The sequence below is a fragment of the Qipengyuania sp. genome, from assembly GCF_042095715.1.
In the GTDB taxonomy this organism is placed as follows: domain Bacteria; phylum Pseudomonadota; class Alphaproteobacteria; order Sphingomonadales; family Sphingomonadaceae; genus Qipengyuania.
The window spans coordinates 32,834-56,382 of record NZ_JBELMO010000009.1 but is presented as its reverse complement, the minus strand read 5'-3'; the positions used below and the strand labels follow the sequence as shown (position 1 = coordinate 56,382).

At 62.0% G+C, this 23,549-nt stretch carries 24 protein-coding genes; 23 read left to right on the top strand and 1 reads right to left on the bottom strand.

Annotated features, from left to right (window positions below; translation table 11 throughout):
- The first annotated feature begins 24 nt into the window (after positions 1–24).
- The 7 genes from ACFDTG_RS04200 (at position 25) to ACFDTG_RS04170 (ending at position 9,310) form a co-directional block, all read left to right on the top strand.
- Positions 25–4,239, top strand: coding sequence for a strawberry notch-like NTP hydrolase domain-containing protein (locus tag ACFDTG_RS04200; RefSeq protein WP_342356018.1), 4,215 nt, complete (start codon positions 25–27; stop codon positions 4,237–4,239).
- Between the two features lie 80 nt (positions 4,240–4,319).
- Entirely contained in the window at positions 4,320–6,395 is a 2,076-nt protein-coding gene (locus tag ACFDTG_RS04195) for a ParB/RepB/Spo0J family partition protein (protein ID WP_375289761.1), read from the top strand.
- Positions 6,396–6,474: 79 nt separating this feature from the next.
- Positions 6,475–7,413, top strand: coding sequence for an ArdC family protein (locus ACFDTG_RS04190; protein ID WP_063612709.1), 939 nt, complete (start codon positions 6,475–6,477; stop codon positions 7,411–7,413).
- The gene (locus tag ACFDTG_RS04185; RefSeq protein WP_179408515.1) at positions 7,382–7,774 is read left to right on the top strand and encodes a hypothetical protein; all 393 of its coding nucleotides are present in this window, start codon (positions 7,382–7,384) and stop codon (positions 7,772–7,774) included. The genes ACFDTG_RS04190 and ACFDTG_RS04185 overlap by 32 nt, the downstream gene beginning before the upstream one ends.
- Before the next feature lie 19 nt (positions 7,775–7,793).
- Positions 7,794–8,462, top strand: coding sequence for a hypothetical protein (locus ACFDTG_RS04180; RefSeq protein WP_375289759.1), 669 nt, complete (start codon positions 7,794–7,796; stop codon positions 8,460–8,462).
- A 26-nt stretch (positions 8,463–8,488) separates the two neighbouring features.
- The gene (locus ACFDTG_RS04175; RefSeq protein WP_375289758.1) at positions 8,489–9,094 is read left to right on the top strand and encodes a hypothetical protein; all 606 of its coding nucleotides are present in this window, start codon (positions 8,489–8,491) and stop codon (positions 9,092–9,094) included.
- A gap of 12 nt (positions 9,095–9,106) precedes the next feature.
- Positions 9,107–9,310 carry a hypothetical protein gene (locus ACFDTG_RS04170; RefSeq protein ID WP_063612705.1) on the top strand — a complete coding sequence of 68 codons (204 nt, stop codon included), beginning with the start codon at positions 9,107–9,109 and terminating at the stop codon, positions 9,308–9,310.
- On the opposite strand, the gene ACFDTG_RS04165 is transcribed toward ACFDTG_RS04170, so the two are convergent.
- Positions 9,311–9,808 carry a hypothetical protein gene (locus ACFDTG_RS04165; RefSeq protein WP_063612704.1) on the bottom strand — a complete coding sequence of 166 codons (498 nt, stop codon included), beginning with the start codon at positions 9,806–9,808 and terminating at the stop codon, positions 9,311–9,313.
- A 359-nt stretch (positions 9,809–10,167) separates the two neighbouring features.
- On the opposite strand from ACFDTG_RS04165, the gene ACFDTG_RS04160 reads away from it, so the two are divergent.
- The 16 genes from ACFDTG_RS04160 to ACFDTG_RS04085 all read left to right on the top strand — a co-directional run bounded on the left by ACFDTG_RS04160 (position 10,168) and on the right by ACFDTG_RS04085 (position 23,240).
- On the top strand, positions 10,168–11,160 hold the full coding sequence (locus ACFDTG_RS04160; RefSeq protein WP_375289757.1) for a hypothetical protein: 993 nt from the start codon (positions 10,168–10,170) through the stop codon (positions 11,158–11,160).
- Between the two features lie 47 nt (positions 11,161–11,207).
- Complete coding sequence (locus ACFDTG_RS04155) at positions 11,208–11,843, top strand: DUF7007 domain-containing protein (RefSeq protein WP_063612702.1); 636 nt, start codon at positions 11,208–11,210, stop codon at positions 11,841–11,843.
- Positions 11,840–12,931 carry a phosphoadenosine phosphosulfate reductase family protein gene (locus tag ACFDTG_RS04150; RefSeq protein WP_063612701.1) on the top strand — a complete coding sequence of 364 codons (1,092 nt, stop codon included), beginning with the start codon at positions 11,840–11,842 and terminating at the stop codon, positions 12,929–12,931. Before ACFDTG_RS04155 ends, ACFDTG_RS04150 begins: the two co-directional genes overlap by 4 nt.
- Positions 12,932–13,042: 111 nt before the next feature.
- Positions 13,043–14,713: a sensor histidine kinase gene (locus tag ACFDTG_RS04145; RefSeq protein WP_179408513.1), complete on the top strand. Its 1,671-nt coding sequence runs from the start codon at positions 13,043–13,045 to the stop codon at positions 14,711–14,713.
- 154 nt (positions 14,714–14,867) lie between these two features.
- Positions 14,868–15,194 (top strand): hypothetical protein, encoded by a 327-nt coding sequence (locus ACFDTG_RS04140; protein ID WP_227819750.1) that lies wholly within the window; start codon positions 14,868–14,870, stop codon positions 15,192–15,194.
- A 75-nt stretch (positions 15,195–15,269) separates the two neighbouring features.
- The gene (locus tag ACFDTG_RS04135; protein ID WP_227819749.1) at positions 15,270–15,452 is read left to right on the top strand and encodes a hypothetical protein; all 183 of its coding nucleotides are present in this window, start codon (positions 15,270–15,272) and stop codon (positions 15,450–15,452) included.
- Positions 15,445–15,813, top strand: coding sequence for a DUF3768 domain-containing protein (locus ACFDTG_RS04130; RefSeq protein ID WP_375289756.1), 369 nt, complete (start codon positions 15,445–15,447; stop codon positions 15,811–15,813). Before ACFDTG_RS04135 ends, ACFDTG_RS04130 begins: the two co-directional genes overlap by 8 nt.
- Before the next feature lie 191 nt (positions 15,814–16,004).
- Complete coding sequence (locus ACFDTG_RS04125; RefSeq protein ID WP_160728985.1) at positions 16,005–16,352, top strand: hypothetical protein; 348 nt, start codon at positions 16,005–16,007, stop codon at positions 16,350–16,352.
- Between the two features lie 151 nt (positions 16,353–16,503).
- Positions 16,504–17,004 carry a DUF736 domain-containing protein gene (locus ACFDTG_RS04120; protein ID WP_063612697.1) on the top strand — a complete coding sequence of 167 codons (501 nt, stop codon included), beginning with the start codon at positions 16,504–16,506 and terminating at the stop codon, positions 17,002–17,004.
- Between the two features lie 46 nt (positions 17,005–17,050).
- Positions 17,051–17,563 carry an RES family NAD+ phosphorylase gene (locus ACFDTG_RS04115; RefSeq protein WP_375289762.1) on the top strand — a complete coding sequence of 171 codons (513 nt, stop codon included), beginning with the start codon at positions 17,051–17,053 and terminating at the stop codon, positions 17,561–17,563.
- Positions 17,564–18,161: 598 nt separating this feature from the next.
- Complete coding sequence (locus ACFDTG_RS04110; protein ID WP_063612695.1) at positions 18,162–18,497, top strand: single-stranded DNA-binding protein; 336 nt, start codon at positions 18,162–18,164, stop codon at positions 18,495–18,497.
- Between the two features lie 60 nt (positions 18,498–18,557).
- Positions 18,558–18,824, top strand: a complete 267-nt coding sequence (locus ACFDTG_RS04105; RefSeq protein WP_149036581.1) for a hypothetical protein — start codon at positions 18,558–18,560, stop codon at positions 18,822–18,824.
- 14 nt (positions 18,825–18,838) lie between these two features.
- Positions 18,839–19,027 (top strand): hypothetical protein, encoded by a 189-nt coding sequence (locus tag ACFDTG_RS04100; protein ID WP_063612693.1) that lies wholly within the window; start codon positions 18,839–18,841, stop codon positions 19,025–19,027.
- A gap of 1,172 nt (positions 19,028–20,199) precedes the next feature.
- A complete protein-coding gene (locus ACFDTG_RS04095) occupies positions 20,200–21,204 on the top strand; it encodes a DUF2493 domain-containing protein (RefSeq protein ID WP_375289755.1) in 1,005 nt (334 codons plus the stop codon).
- 450 nt (positions 21,205–21,654) lie between these two features.
- Complete coding sequence (locus tag ACFDTG_RS04090) at positions 21,655–22,269, top strand: cation diffusion facilitator family transporter (protein WP_063612691.1); 615 nt, start codon at positions 21,655–21,657, stop codon at positions 22,267–22,269.
- 404 nt (positions 22,270–22,673) lie between these two features.
- Positions 22,674–23,240, top strand: a complete 567-nt coding sequence (locus ACFDTG_RS04085; RefSeq protein ID WP_375289754.1) for a hypothetical protein — start codon at positions 22,674–22,676, stop codon at positions 23,238–23,240.
- Positions 23,241–23,549 lie beyond the last annotated feature (309 nt).

Here is a 23,549-nt window from a genome sequence, read left to right as displayed (position 1 = left end):
GCGGATCAACATCAGGAGCAGACCGTGACCGACCTATTCGAACAATCCGACCACCGCCTCAAGGGGGCGATCGAGGAAGTCGCCCAGAACATCGCAGGCTCGATCCTTTCGAAGAAGAGCCTCTTTGCGATCATGGAGCAGCTGCACGGCTGCACATCGGCGAATGGATCCTGGACGCAGCGCGATGCCTACGATTTGCTTGAGGCGGGGCTGGCGCTTCATCTTTCGGCGCGTTCGACACCCTTGCTCGAAGATGTGCCTGCGCTGTCGGAACTGGTCGACTCGCTGCCCACCCACACCGTTCGAAGCGAAGATCAGATCCGCTTCCAGCAATTCTCGACGCCGGCCGATCTGGCGGCGCTCGCCGTGATCGCCGCGCAACCCCGCAGCACTGACATCGTCCTGGAACCGAGTGCCGGGCATGGCTCTCTCGTGAGCATGTTGCCGGCTGTCGCGCAGCTCCACCTCAACGAAATCGATCCTCGTCGCCGTGCGAAGCTGTCGCTTCTTTTCGAAAGAGCCACGATCACCGGCTTCGACGGTGCGATGCTGACGTCCCTTTCGGCGCACGACCTCCGGCCAACGGTGATCTTGATGAACCCGCCGTTTTCGCGTTCGCAGGGCAGGGGGGTCGACCAATTCGCAGCGGTCCGTCACCTGCGCGCGGCCTTGGCGAAGTTGCTTCCGGGCGGCCGCGTCGTTGCCATCATGCCTGACTGGTTCACCCCCAGCGCCAAGATGCTGCGGATCTACGAGGAAACCTTCGCAAACTGCACGGTGCAGACATCCTGCAGGCTCGCCAAATGCTATCACAAGCAGGGCACGAGCGTGGCGGTCCGGTTGCTGGTCATCGACAAGGTTCCGGGCAATTCGAAACCGTCCTTGATTGCACGCGACACCGTCTCCGAGCTTGCCGAATGCTTTTTGATCGTGAAGCGGATCGACCCCGCGACAGCGCCGCCGGCACGACCCACCCGGATCAAGCCGAAGGCGACAAGCCTGTTCAAGTCGATGCGCGCCAAGCCGCGCACCACGCCTAAGATCGAGCGCAAGCTTGCGGCGCGCGAGATCGTCACGGTGGACTATGCCAAGCTGGAAGCGCCCCGCGCGCTCGGGGCGCAATCGGGCGTCTACGTTCCCTATCGGCCGAGCCGGATCAACATCCAGGGCTCCCGGAAACACCCGACACCCCTCGTCGAGAGCGTCGCCATGGGATCGATCCCGGCGCCGGTGCCCGATTACATACCGCGGCTTCACGATTGCATTCTGAACGAGGCGCATCTCTCCGAAGCGCAGCTCGAAACGATCATTTACGCCGGCAACGCCTGGACGCAGTTTCTTCCGGGCAAGTTCGTGCCGTCAGAGGAGGGGGTGGGTCTTTCGCTGTCCGAGAACGGCAAGGCCTATCGGAAGGGCTATTTCTTGGGCGATGGGACCGGAGCGGGGAAGGGGCGCCAAATTGCAGCCTGCATCCTCGACAACTGGTTGGCGGGCCGCAGGCAAGCGATCTGGATATCCAAGAACGAAAGCCTCCTCGAAGATGCCCGCCGCGACTGGGCCGCGATCGGCGGGCTCCCCGCCGACATCCAACCGCTCTCCAGCTGGAAGATCGACCAAGAACTTCCCTTCCGCGACGGCATCGTCTTTGTGACCTATCCAACGCTGCGCAGCCAACGCCAGGATGCGACACGCCTGAAGCAGCTGCTCGACTGGGCTGACACCGACTTCGACGGCGTCATCGCCTTCGACGAAAGCCACGAGATGGGCGGCGTGGCAGGAGGCGAGGGCGCGCGCGGCGCGAAGCCGGGTTCCCTGCAAGGGATCGCCGGTGTCCTGCTCCAGAACCACCTCCCCGATGCCCGCGTTCTATACGCGTCTGCCACGGGCGCATCCGACGTCAACAACCTCGCCTATGCCGTTCGCCTCGGCCTCTGGGGACCGGGAACCGCATTCTCGAACCGCGAGGACTTCATCAGCCAGATCCGGTCGGGCGGGATCGCCGCGATGGAACTGGTGTCCCGTGACCTGAAGGCGCTGGGCCTCTATCAGGCGAGGGCACTGAGCTTTGCCGGTGTCGAATACGAGGTGCTCAAGCACGATCTGACAAACGATCAGATCGGCATCTACGACACTTATGCGGACGCCTGGGCGATCATCCATCAGAACATGGAGGAGGCACTGGCGCTTACAAACGTCGTCGACGATCTCGACGGCGACACGCTCAACAGCGGCGCAAAGGCCGCGGCCCGCTCTCGCTTCGAAGGCGCCAAGCAACGCTTCTTCAACCAGGTCCTTCTCTCCATGAAGCTGCCGACCCTGATCGCCGCAATCAATGGCCATATCGACGACGACAAGGCGATCGTCGTCCAGCTCGTCTCCACGGCCGAGAGCATTCTGGACAGGCGTCTCGACAGTCTATCTCCCGAGGAACGCGCCGAGCTTGATCTGGACCTCAGTCCTCGCGAGAACGTCATCGACTATCTCGAGCGTGCCTTTCCCACCCAGCAGATGCAGGTCTTCGTCGACGATACCGGTGAAGAGCGTTCGATGCCAATGTTCGATGACGAGGGACGACCGGTTCACAATGCGGAAGCAATCGAGAAGAAGCAGCGGCTCATAGAGCACCTCTGCGCGCTTCCCCCGATCAAGCCGGCCCTCGATGGCATTATCGAACACTACGGCACCGAGAAGGTCGCCGAAGTCACCGGACGCACCAAGCGGCTCGTAACGCAGGGCGACGGGAGCCAGAAACTCGAAACGAGGTCGGCGCGTACGAACCAGTCCGAAACTGATCACTTCATGGACGGGCGCAAGAACATTCTGGTGTTCAGCGACGCTGGCGGAACCGGCCGCTCCTACCACGCAAGCCTCGACGCAGATAACCGGCGCCAGCGCGTGCATTTTCTCCTCGAGCCGGGCTGGCGGGCCGATCGCGCCATCCAAGGTCTCGGACGCACGCACCGGACGCATCAGGCCGAAACGCCGCTGTTCCGCCCCGTGACCACAAACTGCAAGGGCGAGCTGCGCTTCACCAGTACGATCGCGCGCCGGCTCGACAGCCTGGGCGCGCTCACGCGCGGCCAGCGCCAGACCGGCGGACAGAACCTGTTCGACCCGGCCGACAACCTCGAAAGCGAATATGCCAAGGCGGCGCTCGTGACATGGTTCGGCCTCCTAGCCGAAGGCAAACTCACCAGCGCCACGCTGGTCGATTTCCAGAAACGCAGTGGTCTTAAGATCGCCTCCGCCGACGGCATCCTGGAAGAGGATCTTCCGCCCATCCAGCGCTGGCTCAATCGCATCCTCGCCCTACCGATCGCGATGCAGAACGCGATATTCGACGAATTCCTGGCCCTGGTGGAAGCTCGGATATCCGCCGCGCGCGATGCCGGCACATTGGATGTCGGCATCGAGACCATCCAAGTCGAAAGCGCGAGCGTCGACGAGGATATCATCCTTCGCACCGACGAGCGCACCGGTGCGACATCGCATCTGCTTCGAATCGATCTGACGACCCGGTATCAGCCGACCACACTAGAAAGGGTGCTGGAGCGACGCGAATGGTCGGACGGCTGCATCCTGATGCGCAACACGAAGAGCGACAAGGCGGCGTTGTGCGAGCCCTCACGGCATTTCATGACCGAGAAGGGTGAGCTTATCCAGCGGGTCATCCTGCACCGACCGCTACGCCGCGAATATCATCAGCTGCGTGACCTCGAAGAATCCGCCTGGGTCGAATGTGCGGAGCTTCGCTTCGCAAAGCTGTGGCTGGCCGAGGCCGAAGACAGCGCTTCGCGTTTGCACACCGAGACGATCCACCTCGCAACCGGACTGCTGCTGCCGATCTGGTCAAACCTTCCCCGCGACTATCTCGAGGTCAACCGCATCGTAGACCTCGAAGGCCGCAGCTGGCTCGGCCGCATCGTCTACGACACGGATGTCGCCGACGTGCTGAAGGCGTTCGGTGTCAATTCGAGCGTGAAGCTCACCGATGAGGCTGTCGTGAAGGCACTGCGGGAGAACCGCAGCATCACCATCGAGCAGCCGTTCGGCGCGGTCCTGAAGCGCTCGCGCGTGGCAGGGGATCTTCGCATCGAAATCGCCGGAGTCCCCGCCGATCAGATCGAATGGCTAAAGACCATCGGATGCTTCACCGAGATCATCGCGTACCGCACCAGAATCTTCGTTCCGGCCGACAATCCCGAACCCGTCGTCAGGGCTCTTCTCGCGCCTCTCTGATGGCTCATGCCCGGTCAAAGGGGAGGGGGAGGGGGATTGGTGTCCGGTGAATCGCCGGTCGACCATCAGGAGATACGATCATGCAACTCATCCCGTTGAGCAAGCTCGATCAGAGCGAAGACAATGTCTGCAAGCGGCCCAATTCCGAATTCGAGGAGCGACTGTCCTTCGATATCGAGGCGCGCGGCGTGCTGCAGAACCTCATCGTCGCCAAGGCGAAAAAGCGCGGCCGCTTCGAGGTGATAGGCGGCGGGAAGCGGATGCGGGCCATGCACCGCATCGTCGAGCGGGGCGCCATGGACGCGGACTTCGAAATACCGTGCCTCGTCATCGATCGCCGCGAACACAATGCGAGCGAGGTCTCGCTGGCGGAGAACTTCCAGCGACTGCAGATGACGCCTGCTGAGGAATGCCAGGCGTTCCAGCATTTTATCAAAGAAGACGGCGATACGGCTGCGGTTGCGAAGCGCTTCGGACTGACGCAGCGTTTCGTCGACGGGCGCCTGCGCCTCGCCAACCTTGCCGGTCCAATCTTCGAAGCACTCGCAGCCAGCGACATCACGCTGGACATCGCCAAGGCCTACGCCGCAACCGACCAGCACGAGGTACAACTGCGCGTATTCGAACAGATGCGCCACGCATGGAACCCCAGCGCGGACGCCATCCGGCGAATGATCGCGGATGGCTCGCTCCGCGGCAACGATCCGATCGCGCTTCTCGTCGGTGAAGACACCTATGTCGCGGCCGGTGGCAAGATCGAACGCGACCTTTTCAGCGAAGCGGCCGATGATCGTTGGATCGACGTGGAAATCGCGCATCAGCTCGCGGCTGCCAAGATGGAGGCGGAGGCTGAACGTGTGGCGGCTGAAACAGGGCTCGCCTGGATCAACCCCGTCGCTGCCACCAATTCGTGGAGCGCCCGCAGCGAACTCGGCCTCAATCCGGTGCGCCTGCCTCCTGCGCCGCTCTCCGAGGAGGCACGCACTCGCATCGACGAGATCGACGCACGGATGGACGACATCAACGCGATCTTCGAGGACGAGAGCGCGCAGGAAGAAGACGGCGTGGATCTCGACAAACTCGAGGTCGAATACGACACGCTGTCGAACGAACGCGACGATCTCAACAATCCGGTCCGTGAGCTGCCCGAGGAATGGCACGGCGAAGCCGGACGCTTCCTCATCCTGACCAACAAAGGCGAAATGGTCCTGGAAAGCGACTATTACAGCGAGAAACGGCTGAGCTTCGAGCAGGATGAAGACGGCAACATCACCGCGACCAGCGAAGACATGCCGACCAGCGGGAGCACCGGCAGCTCGGCCGCTCGCCCGTCGACCCCCGAAGCAGTCGCCCCGGGCGGTGAGAAGCCGATCAGCGCCAAGCTGTTCGACGAGCTCTCCGTCCAGCGCCGAAACATCCTCGCCGCATCGCTTCTCGGCGATCCTGGACTGGCGCTCGACTATGCCATCTTCGCGCTCTGCGACGATCGCAGCTACGAGAGCAAGGGGACCTCGCTCAAGGCGGGCAAGCCCCAAGATCCGGCCTACGGTGACATCCCGCAGTCGGCAGCCGAAGGCATCCTCGCACAGGCGGAAGATGCACTCGACAAGACTTGGCACGAGCCCAAGGAGGTCGCCCAGCGTTTCCTGGCCTTCCGCGAACTCGACGACGAGACCAAGGCCGCATGGCTGTCTTACGTAGTCGCGGTCTCGCTGGAGGCGAAGAAGGGCTACAACTCGGAATACCATCCGATTCATGCGGTCCTCGGAAGTATCCTCGACGTCGACGTCGCAGCCATGTGGCGGCCGACTTCGGAGAATCTCTTTGACCGCATCAACAAGACGTCCTGCCTCGCTGCGCTGATCGACATCGGCGGGTCCGAACTCGCGGCCCGGTACGCCGCCTCCAAGAAGGCCGAACTCTCCAAGACATGCGAGAAGCTGTTTTCCGGTGATGCGATCGTCGAGGAAGACATCAAGGAACGCGCTCTCGCCTGGCTGCCCGAAGCGATGAAATTCGATTTCGCTCAGGATCCCGGCGGCGAGGACGATACACCGGTCGAACCCGACGACGACCCCGATCTCGCGGACGCAAACGGAGAACCGACCTTCGAGGAACCCGAAGACGTCGACGAAGAAGCGGCGGTGGACGCTTGAAGGCGCCGCAACCCTCCTGATGCACTGGCCCGGCCGCTCCACCAAGCGACCGGGCCTTTTTCATGCCCGGAGACACATCATGAAACGATCCGCAAAGCGCGACGTCGCCCAAGACATTACGAACCTAATCATCCGAAAGATCGAAGAGGGCACGCTGCCCTGGCGCCGCCCCTGGAAGAAGACCGGCGCCGGCGGCGCGCCGCTGCGCGCGAACGGCGTGCCGTACACCGGCATCAACCGGCTCTACCTGTGGGCCGCTGCAGACGCGATGGGATACGAATCCCGCTACTGGATGACCTATCGCCAGGCGCAGGAGCTCGGCGGACAGGTCCGTCGGGGGGAAGCTGCCGAACCAAGCATTTACTTCAATACGACGAAGAAAACGGAGGTCGATCGGGCTACAGGAGAGGAATCTTCGCGAACGATCCGATTCATGCGCGCCTACTCCGTCTTCAACGCGTCGCAGATCGACGATCTGCCGGCCCATTTCTATCCCGACCCGGTCCCGGAGGCACCTCCGACACCATCGCAGAAAGCGGCGGCGATCGACGCATTCTTCGCACCCATTCCGACCGAGGTCCGCTATGGCGGTGATCGGGCGTTCTATTCCCCAGGCAGCGACTTCATCCAGATGCCTCACCGGCACAGCTTCGTCGATGAGGATGGCCTCGTCGCGACAATCGCCCATGAAACGGGCCACTGGACGGGCCATCCCAGCAGGCTTGCCCGCACCTTCGGAAAACGATTCGGAGACAAAGGTTACGCCTTCGAAGAGCTCGTCGCAGAACAGATTTCGGCCCGCATCTGCTACGAGCTCGGCCTTCCCGCCGATCTGCACGAAAGCCATGCCAGCTATATCGGCCATTGGCTCGACATCCTGAAGTCGGACAAGAGCGCCATCATCACCGCCGCCGCCAAGGCCGACCAGGCCTTCAACTATCTCGCAGCGTTCTCCGGATACGACAGCGAAGCTGAGGAGAAGGGCCATGAAACGGCTACACTTCAAGCTTACGCTTGAACCGGGTCTCAAGGCGATCGTGCGTCTCGCTCAACTCCATCAATACGCAACTGATCTCGTGGATGGCGAGCGTGTACTGATCGGACCGGCGCTCAGGGGGCGGATGCTGCTGAACTTCCCGGCCAGAGAACCCCGCGACGTACTCGACAGCCTTCTGGGCGAAGGTCCCGCCGGATGGAACCTTTCAGGACACGAGGACGGCAGATCATTGCTGGTGGTCTCCACCGAGGGTTCCGGCGTCGCCTTTTCCGCCATCGCCCGGATCCTCGAGCAGGTCGCACCCGAGGCATTTCTCAAGCCGATCGCCTTCGAGCCGCTGCCAGGAAATACGCTCACGGCGATATCTAGGTCGCTGCATTGAGGGGAGGGGGAGAGGGCCATTGCATCAGCAATGGAAGGGCGAACTCATGATCTGCGACATCGACTACCGCTACCGCCGAGCCCTCGAGCCCGATGGTCTAACGACATACGATACTGCGATCCGCGCGCTCAACGAGGCGATCGAAGATGCTCGCCTTGCCGGAAGATCGGCCGCGGATTGTCCAGCGGTGCTCCTACTTACGCGGCTTCTCTCCCGGATCGCAGAAGGGGTGCGAACCCGCCAAGATACCGAGGATGCAGACCTACGACGGCAGTGCATCGACAAGCTTGCAGACTTGAAGCGATCGCCCGCGATCGTGGCGCTGGTACGACGCGGCATCGACTACCGGCAAGAGGAGCTTCGCCACTATCGCCGCGAAGGATCGCGGACCCTCCGCATGATCGCGTTCGAACTCGGCATGGCGCACAACGACTATCGCCTCGGATACACGACGCCGCAGGAATCGCTTGCCGGAGATCACACGCTGGAAGCGAGAGGGTTGTATATCCGCATTTCCCCTGAGCGCTTCGGCGAACCAGGTGTAGCTTGGCGAAACCCGCACTGGAAACCGCCCGGAGCCACGATGCGCAAGGCCCCGATCACGGTGCTGCAAGACATTCCGGCCCTCGCGAAACGGATCGCAAGCGAACTGAAACTCCCGGCGCCGGCGCAAGCCGGCCTCATCTGAAGGAAACCGATATGGGATGGCTTTCAATGACCCGAATGGGGATGGGTGCCTACGACACGCCGAAGGCCTATCTGGATGCTCAGCTGACTTACGAACATCCGGCGGCGGATGAGACGCCCTTTCGCGCGCTCAGGGTGCTCAAGAGCGTTTATTCAGGATCAGCCTATTACGCCGCCGCCGAGCGCTACGATGAACATGACGAGACGATCGACATCACAGCGGTCGTGTGTCTCGTTCGCTGGAATCCTCGCGCTGCCGACGGGTATATATTCGCCTACAAGGACCTCGACGAAACATGTGGGCCCGTCGAAACGGCCTGCCCGAAAAGTGTTCTGGAGCTCCTGACACCGACAAGCCATCCTTGGGCGCTCGACTGGAGGCGACGATGCTACAGATTGCTCGCTCTCAAGGGGCGGCGCCTCGGCGACGGTGACCTCATCCGGTTCCCCGCACCCATGCGCTTCAGCGACGGCAGCGAACATCGCGAGTTTCGATTTCGGCGGGGAGGGCAGAAGACCGTCCTGACGCTAACCGACGGTCGCGGCCGATTTAAGATCTCCCGCCTTCTCGAGCGCCGGTTCGAGATCGTCCGCGAACCGAAGGTCGCGAAGACTTTCTTCCCTGCCGCATGAACCGGATTTTCCATGATGGAATGCGAAAGTCTCGATCCCAGACGCCGCCAGCTATGCGGAAGAAACAACGCCGAAAGGCTGGCGCTCCGGCTTTCGGAAGCCACCGGCGAGGATCACGCCGTCGTGCGCACCGAGTGCCCGCTGCAGCCGCTGCGCGTCATGCCGTCGCATGGCCATGATCCGGCAACATTCGAGCTGCAGGTGATCCTGCTCTGACTACTCGCCGACTTGGCCGCCGAGGGCCGGATCCAGGAACCACGAAGCGCCCTGCTCGAACTCGCCACCACGCGCCGGTACAGGTCCATCCGGCTCGGCCGAGACGTAAGGATTGATCTGCACGAGCGGCAGCGTCCCTGAACGGAAGAGACCGGCAGAAACCTCGCAGCGCGCCTTGAGCAGGTCGATCAGCCATTCCAGATCGTCCAGCATCTGCAAGACACCGCGACCGGCAACCGTGTAATACAGACAACGCTGATAATCGTCGCACTCGCAAGAAAGAACCTGGGCGAGCTTGCGCTTGGCTCCGCGCTGGCCTTCGTGAAGGGCCTCAAGAGTCTCGAAAAGCTCCCGGGCCGAATGATACGCGTCGAACGCTTCGACGCCGATCGACGCATTCGCCAGCGACCGGCGGGCAACGCGGTTCATCTCGTCGAGCGACGCATCGCGAAGCGCAATATCCAGATCGAACCGACCAACCGCGAATGCCTTGTTCATCACGCAAAACTCCTCTATGCGATGAACATAGAGTGAACAAAGAGGCGCGTCAACTGGTCTAGATCATGTGGCTCATACCCAAAGATACCAGCGGCATGACGAACCGCGTCGCTATCAGCGACGGGCTGAAAGCGGCGCTGGTGCGATGGTATATCGGCAAAGGCGACGAGGCGGATCACCGAGCCTCGGTCTCGCTCGTCGTGACCTCACGCGAAAACGGTAAATGGCTAGCCTGCGACTGTCTGGCGGAAGATCGATCGCCGCCGCTCATGAGCCCCGCTTATCTCAGCTTCCAGGAAACCTATTATCTCCGCCGCCTGACCGCTCGTCCGAGCCACAGCCCCAGGTGCCCGTTCTACATGCCGCAAGCGCCACAACGTATCCGCGAAACCGGCCGCGACACACTCTACGAGATCGAGCAGCCCAAGGGACTGTTCAACGCGCACCAGAAAGCGCCAGAGAAGCTCGCCCAGAAACCTGATGAAAGCGAGCCAGACGACCGATCCCGCGGCGTCGCCATCCCCAGGCTCGGCAAACTCCTTTGGCTTTTGCTCGAACGCGCGCGATCAAACGTATTGCGCGAGCTTCCGCCAGAGGGTCCGCGCGACGGCTCGATAAGCGCAGAGATGAGGCGCTTGCGCGAGGTGGCCGGACAGTTCGAAATCGCCCCGGGCATCAAGCTCGCTCATCATTTTTACACGAACGCGATCGAGTACGAGAAATGCAAGGTCCATGCGAGGCTGCGCGAGGCCGAAGACGACTGGCCGGAAGAATACGCGCCGCAGGCCTTCCTCCTTCTTGAAGCGAGCGAGGTGACAAGCAGCGAGATCGTGACCGGGCTCGGCACAGTGCAGATCCGAAATCGCATACAGCACACCGGAATCATTCGAGCCGAAGTCCAGCCCCCTTTCCTAGTTCTCGCCGTCGTCGGTGAACACAGCAAGCGTGAGGGCTACCGAGCTTTGCGGGCCTATGCGCAGCCCGTATTCACCGGCAACCAGTTCGTACCGGCAGAACGAGACCACGATCGGGATATCCTGCTGGAACTCCAGAAAGCGCAATACAGCCTACGGCGTCACGGCATCCGCATGGCGGTCAAGAAAATCCTCTTTGATATCGAGACCGAACACGGTTCAGCCAGACCTGACTTCCTTGTGGCGGTGAAAGACCAGGCGTCGCAGCGACAGATTACCTTCGCCCTGCAGATCCTCCAGTCTGCCGATAGCGGCTATCTCGAACTGCGCAGCATAGAACACGAGCGCCTTCTCGAGATAGGCCCGGTCGTAGCGTTGCCCTTGGATGAGATCACAGTACAGATCATCGCCGAACGCGCGAGACAGATCATAAGCTGAAAGGGGGAGGGGGAAGGATTTGAGCGAACAATCAGGAGGTTTCGCTCATGTCAGTATTCCCCGCCACGCCACGACCGGTAAATTCGCCCTGGGGGGCGATCCAGCAGGCCGATCAGCTCGCACCGGGCATCTGGTCCGTAATGACGGCCAGCCACGGCGGCCTTCTCCTCTCGGATGCGCGACAGGACGCAATGCCCGATGTGCTCCGTCTCGATGAGAACGCCTACGAGGAAGACGCCGACTGGTGTCTGGTCTACCTGGCTTTCGAAGGAGAACTTGCACAGCAGAAAACCTGCACTGCAGGCTTCCTGCAGCTCGCGCGGGACACCGCCCGGTGTTGGCACTCAGACCGGTTCACGGCGCATACCAGCGAAACCGTCGCGCCCAATGAATCGCATATCCTGCGTACTCGTGCAGCATACCAAGCCGCCATAGGCGAGTTCTGCACGACCAGCGCGTGGGGCGATTGGGCCGATTGGGTCCCGCAGGGTAAGACCGGCGTCATCGCTCGCCGGCTCACGTCGGTAAATCACCTCGGGCGCCCAACGTACGCCGACGATGAGGTTTGCGCGTTGATCGACAAGGATGCTTACGCCCAGCGCGGCGAGGTCACCATGCTCGCCTCGATACCGCATGAAATTATCGATCCGCCCGCCGAGCTTCGGTCGAAGAGAGTGGCATGACCACGCAGGTTAACGACATCGCCATCGACGACGCCGTCGCCTCGGCTCTGTCCGATGGCACACACGTCGTTTACAGCCTTTCGGGCGGGAAGGATTCCAGCGCGGCCGCCTTTGTTGTCGATGCCTACCTCGACCGGATCGGACATCCGCGCGATCGGCGCCATGCAATCCATGCGGATCTCGGCATGATCGAATGGCCATCCACATCAGGCTTCGTCGAAACAATCGCGACGATGCTCGCGGTCGACCTATCCGTCGTGAGGCGCAAGGCCGGCGGGCTTGTTCAGCGATGGGAACAGCGCTGGAAGAGTTCGCTCCGCCGATACGAGAACCTCGAGACGTACCAGCTCGTGCCGCCATTTTCCTCCGCACGCCTGCGCTTCTGTACGGGTGAGACCAAGGTGCAACCGATCGGCGCAAATCTCAGGAAGAGGTTTGCCGGGGAAACCGTCATTTCTGTGGTCGGCATTCGCCGCGAGGAAAGCATCGTCCGGTCCAAGGCCCCGATCAGCAAGCCTGATACCCGCTTTGCGCCTATCGGAAACCGGGCAGGGACGACCATGCTGACGTGGCATCCGATAGTCGAATGGTCGGCGCGCGACGTGTTCGCCTATCACGCCACGCGCCGCATCCCGCTGCACGAGGCCTACGGCCGCGGAGCGGACCGATTGAGCTGCAGCTACTGCGTGCTCGCAGGACTCAACAACCTCGCCGTCTCGTCGACATGCGAGGGAAACCACCCGGCCTATCGCGCCATCGTCGGGATCGAGGCCAAATCCGGATTCTCGTTCCAACCGGGGCGCTGGCTAGCCGACGTCAGCCCACAGCTCCTCGACGCGCAGGGAACGGCTGCGATCAGGAAAGCCAAATTGATGGCGGAACGCCGCCGTACAATCGAGAGCGAATTACCCAACGACCTCCGGTTCATGAAGGGGTGGCCACCGCGCGTTCCCACGCTCGACGAAGCACACACCATTCACCGCGTGCGGAGGGAAATGACCACCACGCACAACCTCGTAAACCACTGGCCCGACGCGCTGACGATCCGCGAGCGATTTGCCGAGCTTCACGCCGCCAAGGCGGCTTGATCGACCACCGACGAAGAAATTTGGGCAACGCCCGCGCCATCGCTTCAGGCCATCTCGGGCAAAGAGGAGGGGGAGAGGAAGACGGGAATCAGTCCGACAAGGAGGAACCCGATGAAATACGAACCCATTCGCGCGAGCGTGAGCCCCGAGACGATCGGAAAGGTAACGCGTCTGTTCAACGGCTCGCTAAGCGACATCCTGAACGAACTCCTGCAGAACGCTCGCCGGGCCGGCGCGAGCGTCGTCAACGTCACCACGACGCCTCAAGAGAACGGTTTGCGAATTACCCTCGACGACAATGGTTGCGGGATTGACGATCCGGTACGCGTTCTCGCCTTGGGAGCATCGCGATGGGACGCCGCCGTCGCCAACGGCGAAGACCCCGCAGGAATGGGCGTGTTCAGCCTGGCCGGTAAGGCAACGGTGATCGAATCCCGACCTAGCTCGTCGAGCGATGCCTGGCGGATCGAAATCGCGCCCGCTGCCTGGACGGGAGACGTCGATATCGTTGTCGACCGCTCCAACAGGACCACGGGAACCTCAGTCTCATTCGTTGTCCCCGGCGTTGACGAAGGCACAGCCGAAAACGCCCTTCGGGAAGCCGTGCAATTCTTCCCGGTGCCCGTCTGCTTTCATGGCAAGGAAATGCCCAAGAAGGATTTCCTCTGCGGAGCGATCCATGTCGAAGACTGGCGCGGAAGTCGTATCGGCGTCTTCCAAGGCCGAACTTATCACCGGGCACCGACGGTGAACTTCCACGGCGTCGCTGTCTTCGCGCGGCTTTTCGAAATACCGCAGATCGGCAAGCAAGAAATGCACGCCCGGATCGACATCGGGCATACGCCCGAACTGCAGCTCGTTCTCCCGGCGCGGAAAGAATTCGTGGAGAACGCCGGGTTGGACGCGTTAAAAGTCGCCTGCGAGGCCGCCTGCTACCGCGCGATCGCGGCCCAGACGTCGCACAGCCTCAGCTTCGAACGCTACCGCAGAGCCGCCGAGCTCGGCATCAACCTCGCGGAGGCCGAGGCCGTTCTCAATGCGTGGGAACCGGACATTGCCGACAACGAAAGCGGCAGCGAGGCCGGGCAGCGCCGGACGATCACCAGTGAGGAATTCCTGATGGACGCCCAAGAAGCGCATTTCGGACAAATCATTGCCCGCGCGCTGCACGGCACTCCAATCCGCGCCAAACTGGTCGATCGTAACACCGCCTTCGAAGGGTATAGCTGGTATGACGAGCTGCGCGAGCTCAGCGATCCGACCTTCATCGTGCACGCCGATGGTACGATCCACACGGTCGACGCGATCGCCGCCGATCCGCCCCTCCCCGCGATCAGCGCCGCGCAGGAAATCCACCTCGAATACGCGATCAAGGAGCAAGGCTGCAGCACCGCTCAGCGCGAACGGGTGAAAGCCGACATCGTTCTCACCTTCCCGGACGGTTGCTGCTCCGACGGGATCGAGGACGTTACCATCGCCTACGTGTCATCGGATAGCCTTCAGCCCGATGGCCTCGTGGACCTCCTAGACAACGCGTGCTTCTCAGCCTGGAACGATTCCGACGCCGACAGCTGGGACACACAGCACGACCGGTTCCTCCGGGACGCACGAGAGCTCGCATACCGCATCCTGGTCGGCGAGAACGCCGCCATCGCATCCCAATTCCGCGACGCGGTGGCGCGCATCATGTGGACTCTGCCCAAGGGTAAAAGCGTAACGATCGGCTTTACGCACGACAGCCCGATCGATGTGGCCGTTTCCGATCTGGAGCAGGCGACGTGAAGCCATCAAGCGTTCTTTGCTATGGTATCGGCGTAGACAGCACCGCCCTGCTGATCGAGCTGGCAAATCGCGAGGCCCCCGATCTCGTCCTCACCGCGGACACCGGCGCGGAGAAAATCGAGATCTACGCCTTCCAAGAAATCATGGGCGCTGGATGGCGGAGCGCTCCATCGCGTACGAAGTCGTGCGCTACGAGGCCAAGCGCTCCAAGAACTGGCCGCCATATCGCGACCTCACGGAATTGCTCTTAACCAACGGGTGCCCCCCATCGATCGCCTTCGAGCGGCACAGTTGCAGTCTCGAATACAAGGCCGCCCCGCAGGAAGCCTTCAACAAGCCCTGGCAACCAGCCATCGACGCCTGGGCGGAAGGCGCCAAGGTTGTGCGCTACATCGGTTACGATGCGTCACCGCGTGACGGACAACGAAACCCGACGAGGTCCGCGCACTATCCGCTGAATGGCTGCGCACGATCGTTCTGATCGGGGCGCGCGGCGCCGCGGCTCAAGACGGTAGAGGGATTATAGCGGAAGTCGACAAAGACGCGGCCCGGACGAATGACCGATTTCATCCACGGCGAAGCGCTCCTCGAAGAGGCCGAGATTAATCGCATCATCGAGAGCGCCCCGTCCGACCTGGTCGCCTTCCAGGAGCGCGCCGCGCAGCAACCCGTCGAAGCTCGCGAACCGATGTCGACCTGGCTCGAGCGGTTCCACGCACAGGAGATCCACCATGCCTGACATGCTTGTTCAACCCCCACCTTCGACGACTGAAAGGATCGCCACTCTAAACGACCGCGCCCGGCTCGGGCTCGATTGTACCGCGCGAATTATCTTCACGCTCAATCTGCTCGACAGCCTCAGCGACGGAACCCGCCGCAACGACATCCTCGCACAGGCGCGCATCATGAAGGCCATGCGCGACTGCACCTTTTCAGACGGTTCACCCGAGAGGGACATGGCCTGGTTCGAGGTCGACGGAGTGAAGGTGATGATGAAAATCGACTACTACGACGCCGCGTTCGAGTACGGTTCGGAAGATCCGGCGAACGCGGCAGAGACACGGCGAGCGATTACGCTCATGAAACCCGAGGACTACTGAGTCATGACGATCAGGACAGCGGACGATTCAACCCATGCGAGCGTTGAGAGCGCGCTGCGCCATCTGCGTGCGGGCCGAACCAAACTCCGCCAAACGAACTGCCCACGCGTCCTCGAAAAAGTGCGAAACGCCATCAAAAGTATCGAAAGGGCAAGGCGCAACTGCGACCACCGCCGTGCGAGGACGCAAGCATGAGCCGCCATCAGCTTCAGCTGCGAGACGGCGTGCCCGCGACATCCGCATGGATAGGCTGGGATCGTCCTTTGCGTACCTTCTTCGCACAGGTCTTCGCCACTGACCCGAAGGACGAGGATGAAGAGGTTCCGATCCTGTGGGAAGGAACCGTCGAGGCCGAACTGCCGCGGCCCATCGATGCGATCAGGCTGCTCGAGCCCTACTGCGACATTCCCGCCGAGACCGCCGCCAGTCTCGAGATCGACAGAATGAAGACGCTCGCGAAAACCGACGGGCCCAATCAAGTCGAAGCGAGGGCTTTCCTCGCTCGTCTCGAAGCCCGCGACAAGCGCGACTTGGCCTAACAACCACCACAAGTCGGTGACGCACCCGCCCTAGGGTCCGGGTGCGGATTGCGCGCGTTCGCGCGCTGCCGGGCTGCGCCCGGGGGGAAGGAGGGATGAAGGAAGGTGGTCCGGACAAGGGGTTCGGGCAAAAGCATCAGGAGAACTTCCCATGAACATCGGTACCCTCAAAGCCAATGCGGACGGCGTTCACATCGGTCGCATCGTCACCATGGCATTCGCTGCCACCATCGCCCTGCGCGAGTTCGTCTCGACCAACGAGCGCGCCCCCGCCTTCGACGTCATGGCGCTGTCGGCCGACCGCCGCAGCTGGGTGAAGGTCGGCGCGCTGTGGGAATACTCGTCGAACGACACCGGCGAGGTGTTCCTCTCGGGCCGGGTCGACGATCCCTCGCTCGACAAGCCGATCGACGTCGCCATGTTCCGCCAGGAAGACGGCGCCTACAACGTCGCCTGGCGCCGCCCGCAGCGCAAGCGCACGCTCCCCGGCATGGCCAGCGAAGGCGAGGAGGCGCTGCCGCCGCTGAACGCGACCGCGACCGGCAGCGAGCCCGAGCAGCCCGGTTCCACCGTCGGCGGCGACGGCCTGGGCGAGAGCACCGCTCCCTCGCCGAAGGCGAAGACCAAGGCGAAGGAGACCGCCGACGCCTGACCAACAGCGTCCCCCGGGCCGGTGCGACTCCTCCCGCACAGGCCAACTGCGAAGGCCCGTCCGCGCGACCCCGCGGGCGGGCCTTTTTACTGCGGCCAGCTCCTGCGCGCCTCTGAGCGGTGCAGGAGCCGCTTCAAACGGAGGACGCTGGAATCCGCCAGGAGTCGAAATGCTCTATCTGAGTGCCGACCCGACCACAGCGATGGTCGAGAGCCAGCCCAGTCTAGACCCGTTCAAACCTGTCACGCTCATCTCCTACGTACTGCGCAATGCCAGAGTTTTCGATACACGTGATCCGAACACACACGCCCAGTACGATATCACCCCTGATTTGCTCGCTACCAATTGGTACACACACGTAGTGGAGCAGACCCAAGCCCCGACCTGGGATCTGGCAGATACCCTTGCTGCCGACGGTTTTCATGGAGCGTCCTATGCATCCATGCACAATGACCTCGAGAATGTCGCACTATGGGCCTGGAACGTGAATAGCGAGGCCATACTACGCGTAATCGATCAGGACCGCCGCCTTCCGAAAAACGACAAATCGTGGCGCTGAAAACCGTTATCCAATTGTAGCAGACAGTCGATCGGGCTTCGGGCCAAACTGAGCGGCCCTCGCGCACCGCCCCTGCGCCGCGAACTGCGTTCTGGATGCTCCCATGTCAGCGTATAGCCCCCGGCTTCCCGGCACGATCATAGCGTCCGATGGGCAGGGGCACTCACATGGTCACTTCCGCGAGAAACGCCCGGAGACGATGATCCTGCGACCGGCTCCAGAGGAGTAGCGGTTCGAACCGGATATCACGGCCTTGTGGCCGAATTCACTGGTTAGCCGAAATCAGCGTGGCTGGCGCGATCTCGCTAAAGTCGCGAGCAAGGTCCTACGGGCCAAGCGACCATGCCGGTCGTCGTCGATACTCGGATCGGTCCCATTGCTCCCTGCGCGGTCCGTCCGCCGCCTAGTGCCCCTGCCCCTCCGATCGGGATTAAGGCCAACCTGAAAATGCGAGCCGTGTTGCTCGCTTCGCGAGCTGCCCGCACCACCTCGATTTTCGAGGTTTCCCGCGCACGAGTGCGCGGTGACCCATCCCTCCTTCCGGGGCTCGTTGAGGGCACCGGCGGACGGTCCGCCGGGACCAATGGAGGATTACGAAATGAACAACATCAATCTGGTGGGCCGCTTGGCGAAGGACCCCATCGCCCGCGACAGCGCCAAGACCAAGGTCACCGAGCTGCTGCTCGTCACCGAACGTCCCGTCATCCGCGACGGCCGCGTCCAGAAGGATCCGGAAACCGGCTACACCAAGACGGACGCCGAGTTTCACAAGATCACCGTCTTCAACGGCATGGGTCTTCCGCTCCGCGAGCACAAGTCGAAGGGCGACCAGCTCGCTGTCTCCGGCCGCCTGCACTACTCGCGCTGGCAGGATGCCGACGGCAACGATCGCTACGGCTGCGAGATCATCGCCGAAAACGTCGAGTTCATCTGACCGACCAGGGGGGCGGCGCGAAAGCGCCGCCCTTTCACCATCTATCGCAGGAGAATGGCCATGAAGGACTTCGGTCTCTTTGCCGAGCGCGACGCCGCACATGCGCAACGCAAGCTCAACAACTTCACCCGCTTCGCAGAACGTCGCGAACAGCTTCTGGAAACCATCGATCTCGATGCACTCGATCGCAACACCGCGTTCGACATTCTCGAGACCGACGAGGATCTTGCCGAAACGCTCGCATTCGGCCCGATCTATGTTCACCATCTCGCGACGCTTGAAGCACAACGTGCCGAGATCGCCGCAACGCTTCCGCGCGCAGCCTGAAAGGAGATCTCGCCATGCAAGTTATCGCGATCGACAATTTCGGCCGCGACCACATCAGCGACCGCGTCGTCTCGACCGGCCTGAGTGCAAGGGCCGCCGAAGAGAAAGCTCAGAGCATGAACCAGCTTCACAGTGGGCCGCATTCCGCCCGCTACTACGTCGTGAAGCCGGACGATTATGTCCCCTATGTGTGGGAGCCCTGACGGCGCTCTACGAGCGGCCGTATATGTTGCAAACCAGCTGTGCCGGGGCGGGGGCCAGAGCCGCCCGCGCCGTACAACGCAGGTTGTTGAAGCGTCGGTCCTTCCGCATTCTGTTGAATTGACCGAGGGTTGTTGTTGAAGAACTCCGAGAGATCCGCTTCTTCGCCATAGATTTACCCCAACGAAAACCCAGTGGCCGCCCACAGATCAAGTTCGCGCTGCAGCGGTTCCAGCATTACCGAACCAAAAGGATCATACGCTTTTTCCAAGGTACTGGTCCCACTCTTCGCGGCTTCTCACCTCATGCGATCATAGCCTGGGAGGACGCGCGCTCAGTGGCGCTCCCTGCAATTACATAGCCGAGACTGTTTAAGTGCCTTGGACGTTCCATGATCGTCGTCAGGATAGTGAGACTCTTGCGCAGGTGACACTATAATAGTTGCCGCCTCCCGTCCTCCGGCCGGGACCGCGCTCTATTGCGCTAGCTTCCTTGCGGCCCTGGCTTCGCTGGGGCTCGCCGCGTCATCAAGCTCCACCGAGACCCTGCGGGTCTCGGCCCATCCGGGTCACGATCGCATGGCGGGACAGCCGCGCACCGCGCTATCGCGCTGCGGCCAGAAGAGCGGGGCAGAATGCATCGGCTCGTCCTGCGGCCCGCATGGCCTCGAAGGCTAACTGGCGTCCAACAGACTTCCGCGCTCCAAAGAGGGCGATGCGGCCTACGGTCGGGCCTCCATTTTATGATTCCACACCGCGGGCTCTCGGTCCCGCCGCTCGCGTCCGAAGCGGCCGCGCGAGGGCAACGACCCCTGGCGTTGCCGCGCGCGCGAGACGCCCCGGCCTGTCTGCCGCAGCTCCTGCGGGAGCCCGATATTCTCAAGCAAAGGGGAGGGGGAGGGTGTGTTTGATTGCATCCTCGTGTGATGGGGTCCGAAGGATACTTGCGGCAAGGATCCGGTCAAGGATCCGCGGTTCCCCCAATTTTTTCCCCGCATTTGTCTGCTTTCAGCAGACGGGAAAAAATCGGCTCCCCCACGGCCCGTAGGCGTTAACCGGGGTCCGGCACTGACGTGCCGGCTTCCCGGTCAACGTCCCTGACCTCGCTTGTCCGCTGCGCACCATTGGACCCCGTCATCACAAGATGACGGACACAAAACCAATGGAGGCTTACAATGCAAAAGTTCAACAATTTCGCCGATCTCGCGAACGCCCGCATGGAACTGGCAGACACCCGTTCCGATGTTACCGCCGCGTATGATGGCGCCTTCCTCGAGCAGAGCGACATGGCGAAGCTGAGCGTCGTCGAAGAGCCGATGGCCGCCGAGATGCCCGATCCGGACATGGCCCGGGCTGCGGTAGAACTGGCGATCGGCACCGTGTTCGACGTCCTGAAGGACACCCGCATGGAGGAATTCGCCCAGCAGCTCGCCTGGGGGATGGTCAATTCCTTCCACATGACAGCCCGCCTGGTCGAAGGACGTGAGGACGATGCCGCGAAGAAGCTGGGAGAGATGGCTCGCCACTTCGATCCTTCCGAAATCTACGCGGTCGAGCTCGAAGAGACGCAAATGCTGGTGCAGACCCTTCAGGGATGCCGCGAAGCGCTCGAGGCGATGCGGGATCACGCTTCGGACGTATACCGGGTCGAGACCGGACGTCCGTTCACCGCCACCCGCGGATCGCAGGTCAGCAAGAACGGCGTGACCGCCTCGCAGATCCAGGCACGCGACTTCCTCGCCGCACGGGCCAAGGACCGCAGGGCGCAGTTCCAGCCCGAAGGGCCGCTGGTCGTGGTGTCGGGCGGTATGAAGGAATGGCACGACTACGAGATGATCTGGGACATCCTCGACGACATCAAGTCGCGCGTGCCCAACATGGTCCTCGGAACGACCGGAATGCGCAAGGGTGTCGACGCGATGGCCAACGCATGGGCACAGAAGAACGGCGTGCAGACGATCCTCTTCATGCCTGACCGACGCCACGGCAACCGCGCTCCGTTCCTCCGCAACGAGAACATGGTCAAGCTGAGCCCGGTCGAAGCAGTCGTGGGCGAAGGCTCCGGCATCCAGTCGAACCTGGCACAGCGACTGCGGCAGGCAGGCGTGCCGGTTCACGTCCGCCGCATCGCCGATCAGCGGCCGCAAACGCAGCGGGTCGGCGCGTCCACCTTCGGGTGAGCGCCTCTCGGGAGGCTCCGGCGGAAGCCGGGGCCTCCCTTCCTTTTCTGTCTCAGCAGAACGGGCTCGGGTGGCATCGAGCCCCCGTCGCCCGTGTGGGCGCATCACAGGACCCCGGCGATCACTTGCTCGCTGGCGACTATTCAGTCGCCTGCGCATAGCGCGGTCCGCCTTGGCCGAACCGGCATGGCTGCCTTGCCCGGATTTAGATGTTTCTGGAGCCTTCGCGGTCAGGCCAGTCGACTGCGGGTAAATGGCGGTGGCATTCAACATGGCTTGCGCTGGCAACTTCCGACCTCGTTGCAGTCACAGCCATTTCCGAATGAAATCGCCGTAATCGGTCGTGATCGAGTTGTCGGCAGGCTCATGGGCAATACCAACGTGTTCTCGGGTTAGATCGTTGGGGGACCACGTGTTTACGGCTTTGCGACACTCGGTTATCTGCAATCCATGAGCGATTGTGGGTGCGGACCAACCGAAGCCGAAACGAAAGAGCAGCGCCGTGCCTTGTGGATCGCATTGATCTTGAACGGCATCATGTTCGTCGTCGAAGCCACGACGGGCATTATCGCCCAGTCGACTGGCCTGATCGCAGACGGCTTGGACATGCTGACGGACGCAAGCGCATACGCGATTGCATTGGCAGCAATTGGGCGAAGCGCAAACTTCAAAGCCAAAGCCGCAACACTGAGCGGTAGCTTGCTCATGCTCGTCGGCATCGGAGTTCTTGCGGATGTCGTCCGACGTGCGATTGTCGGGTCAACTCCCGAAGGCAGTTGGATGATCGCTGTCGCGCTGGTCGCGCTTCTCGTGAACATCATTGTTCTTCGCCTATTGAGTAAGCAGCGACGGGACGAGGTCCATATCCGCGCGGCATGGATTTTTACGCGCGCGGACATCGTAGCCAACTCTGCTGTCATTGCTTCAGGCGTTGCGGTTCTGCTTACCAGTATCGGCTATTTCGACCTCTTCGTGGGCGCAGCGATAGGGTTGTATGTTGTCAAGGAAGCTCTGGAAATTCTTCGCGATGCGAAGAAAGCTCGGTTAGAGAGCAAGTTAGGATAGTCTTTCGCTCAACGGCGGTTTTCCGGAACGTCGTTTTCAAAAGCTGCCATTCTGCTCCCTACCCAATTTTCCGACATGGAGGTGTCGCCTGCCGAGGCGAGTCATGTCAGTGCCACCGCCACGTAAAGACAGGCCGCTGCGGATATCGTCGCCCTCCTCGGGTATCAAACCCTCGCGTTCGAACGGCTGACCACGACCGCATCGCTCCGGCTCGCTGACGAACATACGTTCGCCTGCGCTTCGCCATCACAATCCTCCTGAGACAGCGGTCACTTGCCGGAGCAGGTTGTCGCCTAGCCGAATGCCGACGGCTCTGCGCAACCGGCAAGCTCATCCGACAATGCCAGGGCAGCGCATCAAAGGGGAGAGGGAAGGAGGGAGACGAGCCATCATAGGAGGCAAGGATGCTCGTCACATTCCGCATCGAAGACACGCACACCCAGCTTCATTCGACGCCCGCCGAAATTTCGGCGCTCGAACTCGCCGCGCTGACACGGCGGCTTCATGCAAGCGATATCGCACTGGACGTCGATGCGAACGAATTCGGAGCTGCGCCGCTCAACTTCGAGATCAACGCGAACTCACTTTCGATGGCCGCTTTCACGGCCTGCTTCGACCACCGCGCCGAGATCATCGCGATTGTCGAGGAGGCGCAATTTCTCGGGCGAACGCTGCGCGTCCGGCACCTCGGCCGTCTCGCTCCGATCACGATCGAGGTCTCCGAGCATATCGCTCTCGCGCGCGATCTGATGATGGGACCAGACCTCGCGGGAAAGGTGCTGTTCGCGCTCGGCCGGGACAATGCGGATGCCGGCGAACTCACGCTCGATAGCCTGCGGACCCTGTTGCAGAACCATCGCACCTACGACGCGTTCCGCGGCGCAAAGATCATGCCGATCTACGACAGCCTGGCATACCTCGCATTCACGAATTGCGGCGAACAACGTCCTGTTCTGGCGTGGGCCTCATGAACGCGGTCGCAAAGCCTCGCCCCAAGCTAAAGATGCGGTGCCCAAACTGCGGTTCGGAATCGATTTGCAAGGACGCGTGGGCCGCCTGGGACGAGACCAATCAGCGACGGGAGCTGGGCGGCGTCTACGATCGTGAAACCTGAATCGAATGCGAGCACGAAGGGGATGACCACTTCGACAGGATCGACATCGAAACCGGCGCGATCATGGGATCAGAACCCGACGAAGGCTTGACCGAAAACTGCGTTTCGGGCGAACGACATGTCATGCAGCCGCATCCCGTCACCGGCGTTCCACATTGCGTGCAGT

Coding starts and splice junctions, on each gene's coding strand:
- ACFDTG_RS04195 (WP_375289761.1), top strand. CDS start 4,320: ATGCAACTCATCCCGTTGAGCAAGCTCGATCAGAGCGAAGACAATGTC.
- ACFDTG_RS04110 (WP_063612695.1), top strand. CDS start 18,162: ATGAACAACATCAATCTGGTGGGCCGCTTGGCGAAGGACCCCATCGCC.
- ACFDTG_RS04120 (WP_063612697.1), top strand. CDS start 16,504: ATGAACATCGGTACCCTCAAAGCCAATGCGGACGGCGTTCACATCGGT.
- ACFDTG_RS04105 (WP_149036581.1), top strand. CDS start 18,558: ATGAAGGACTTCGGTCTCTTTGCCGAGCGCGACGCCGCACATGCGCAA.
- ACFDTG_RS04165 (WP_063612704.1), bottom strand. CDS start 9,808: ATGAACAAGGCATTCGCGGTTGGTCGGTTCGATCTGGATATTGCGCTT.
- ACFDTG_RS04175 (WP_375289758.1), top strand. CDS start 8,489: ATGACCCGAATGGGGATGGGTGCCTACGACACGCCGAAGGCCTATCTG.
- ACFDTG_RS04170 (WP_063612705.1), top strand. CDS start 9,107: ATGATGGAATGCGAAAGTCTCGATCCCAGACGCCGCCAGCTATGCGGA.
- ACFDTG_RS04100 (WP_063612693.1), top strand. CDS start 18,839: ATGCAAGTTATCGCGATCGACAATTTCGGCCGCGACCACATCAGCGAC.
- ACFDTG_RS04155 (WP_063612702.1), top strand. CDS start 11,208: ATGTCAGTATTCCCCGCCACGCCACGACCGGTAAATTCGCCCTGGGGG.
- ACFDTG_RS04135 (WP_227819749.1), top strand. CDS start 15,270: ATGACCGATTTCATCCACGGCGAAGCGCTCCTCGAAGAGGCCGAGATT.
- ACFDTG_RS04160 (WP_375289757.1), top strand. CDS start 10,168: ATGCCGCAAGCGCCACAACGTATCCGCGAAACCGGCCGCGACACACTC.
- ACFDTG_RS04095 (WP_375289755.1), top strand. CDS start 20,200: ATGCAAAAGTTCAACAATTTCGCCGATCTCGCGAACGCCCGCATGGAA.
- ACFDTG_RS04140 (WP_227819750.1), top strand. CDS start 14,868: ATGGCGGAGCGCTCCATCGCGTACGAAGTCGTGCGCTACGAGGCCAAG.
- ACFDTG_RS04125 (WP_160728985.1), top strand. CDS start 16,005: ATGAGCCGCCATCAGCTTCAGCTGCGAGACGGCGTGCCCGCGACATCC.
- ACFDTG_RS04130 (WP_375289756.1), top strand. CDS start 15,445: ATGCCTGACATGCTTGTTCAACCCCCACCTTCGACGACTGAAAGGATC.
- ACFDTG_RS04145 (WP_179408513.1), top strand. CDS start 13,043: ATGAAATACGAACCCATTCGCGCGAGCGTGAGCCCCGAGACGATCGGA.
- ACFDTG_RS04090 (WP_063612691.1), top strand. CDS start 21,655: ATGAGCGATTGTGGGTGCGGACCAACCGAAGCCGAAACGAAAGAGCAG.
- ACFDTG_RS04190 (WP_063612709.1), top strand. CDS start 6,475: ATGAAACGATCCGCAAAGCGCGACGTCGCCCAAGACATTACGAACCTA.
- ACFDTG_RS04150 (WP_063612701.1), top strand. CDS start 11,840: ATGACCACGCAGGTTAACGACATCGCCATCGACGACGCCGTCGCCTCG.
- ACFDTG_RS04185 (WP_179408515.1), top strand. CDS start 7,382: ATGAAACGGCTACACTTCAAGCTTACGCTTGAACCGGGTCTCAAGGCG.
- ACFDTG_RS04085 (WP_375289754.1), top strand. CDS start 22,674: ATGCTCGTCACATTCCGCATCGAAGACACGCACACCCAGCTTCATTCG.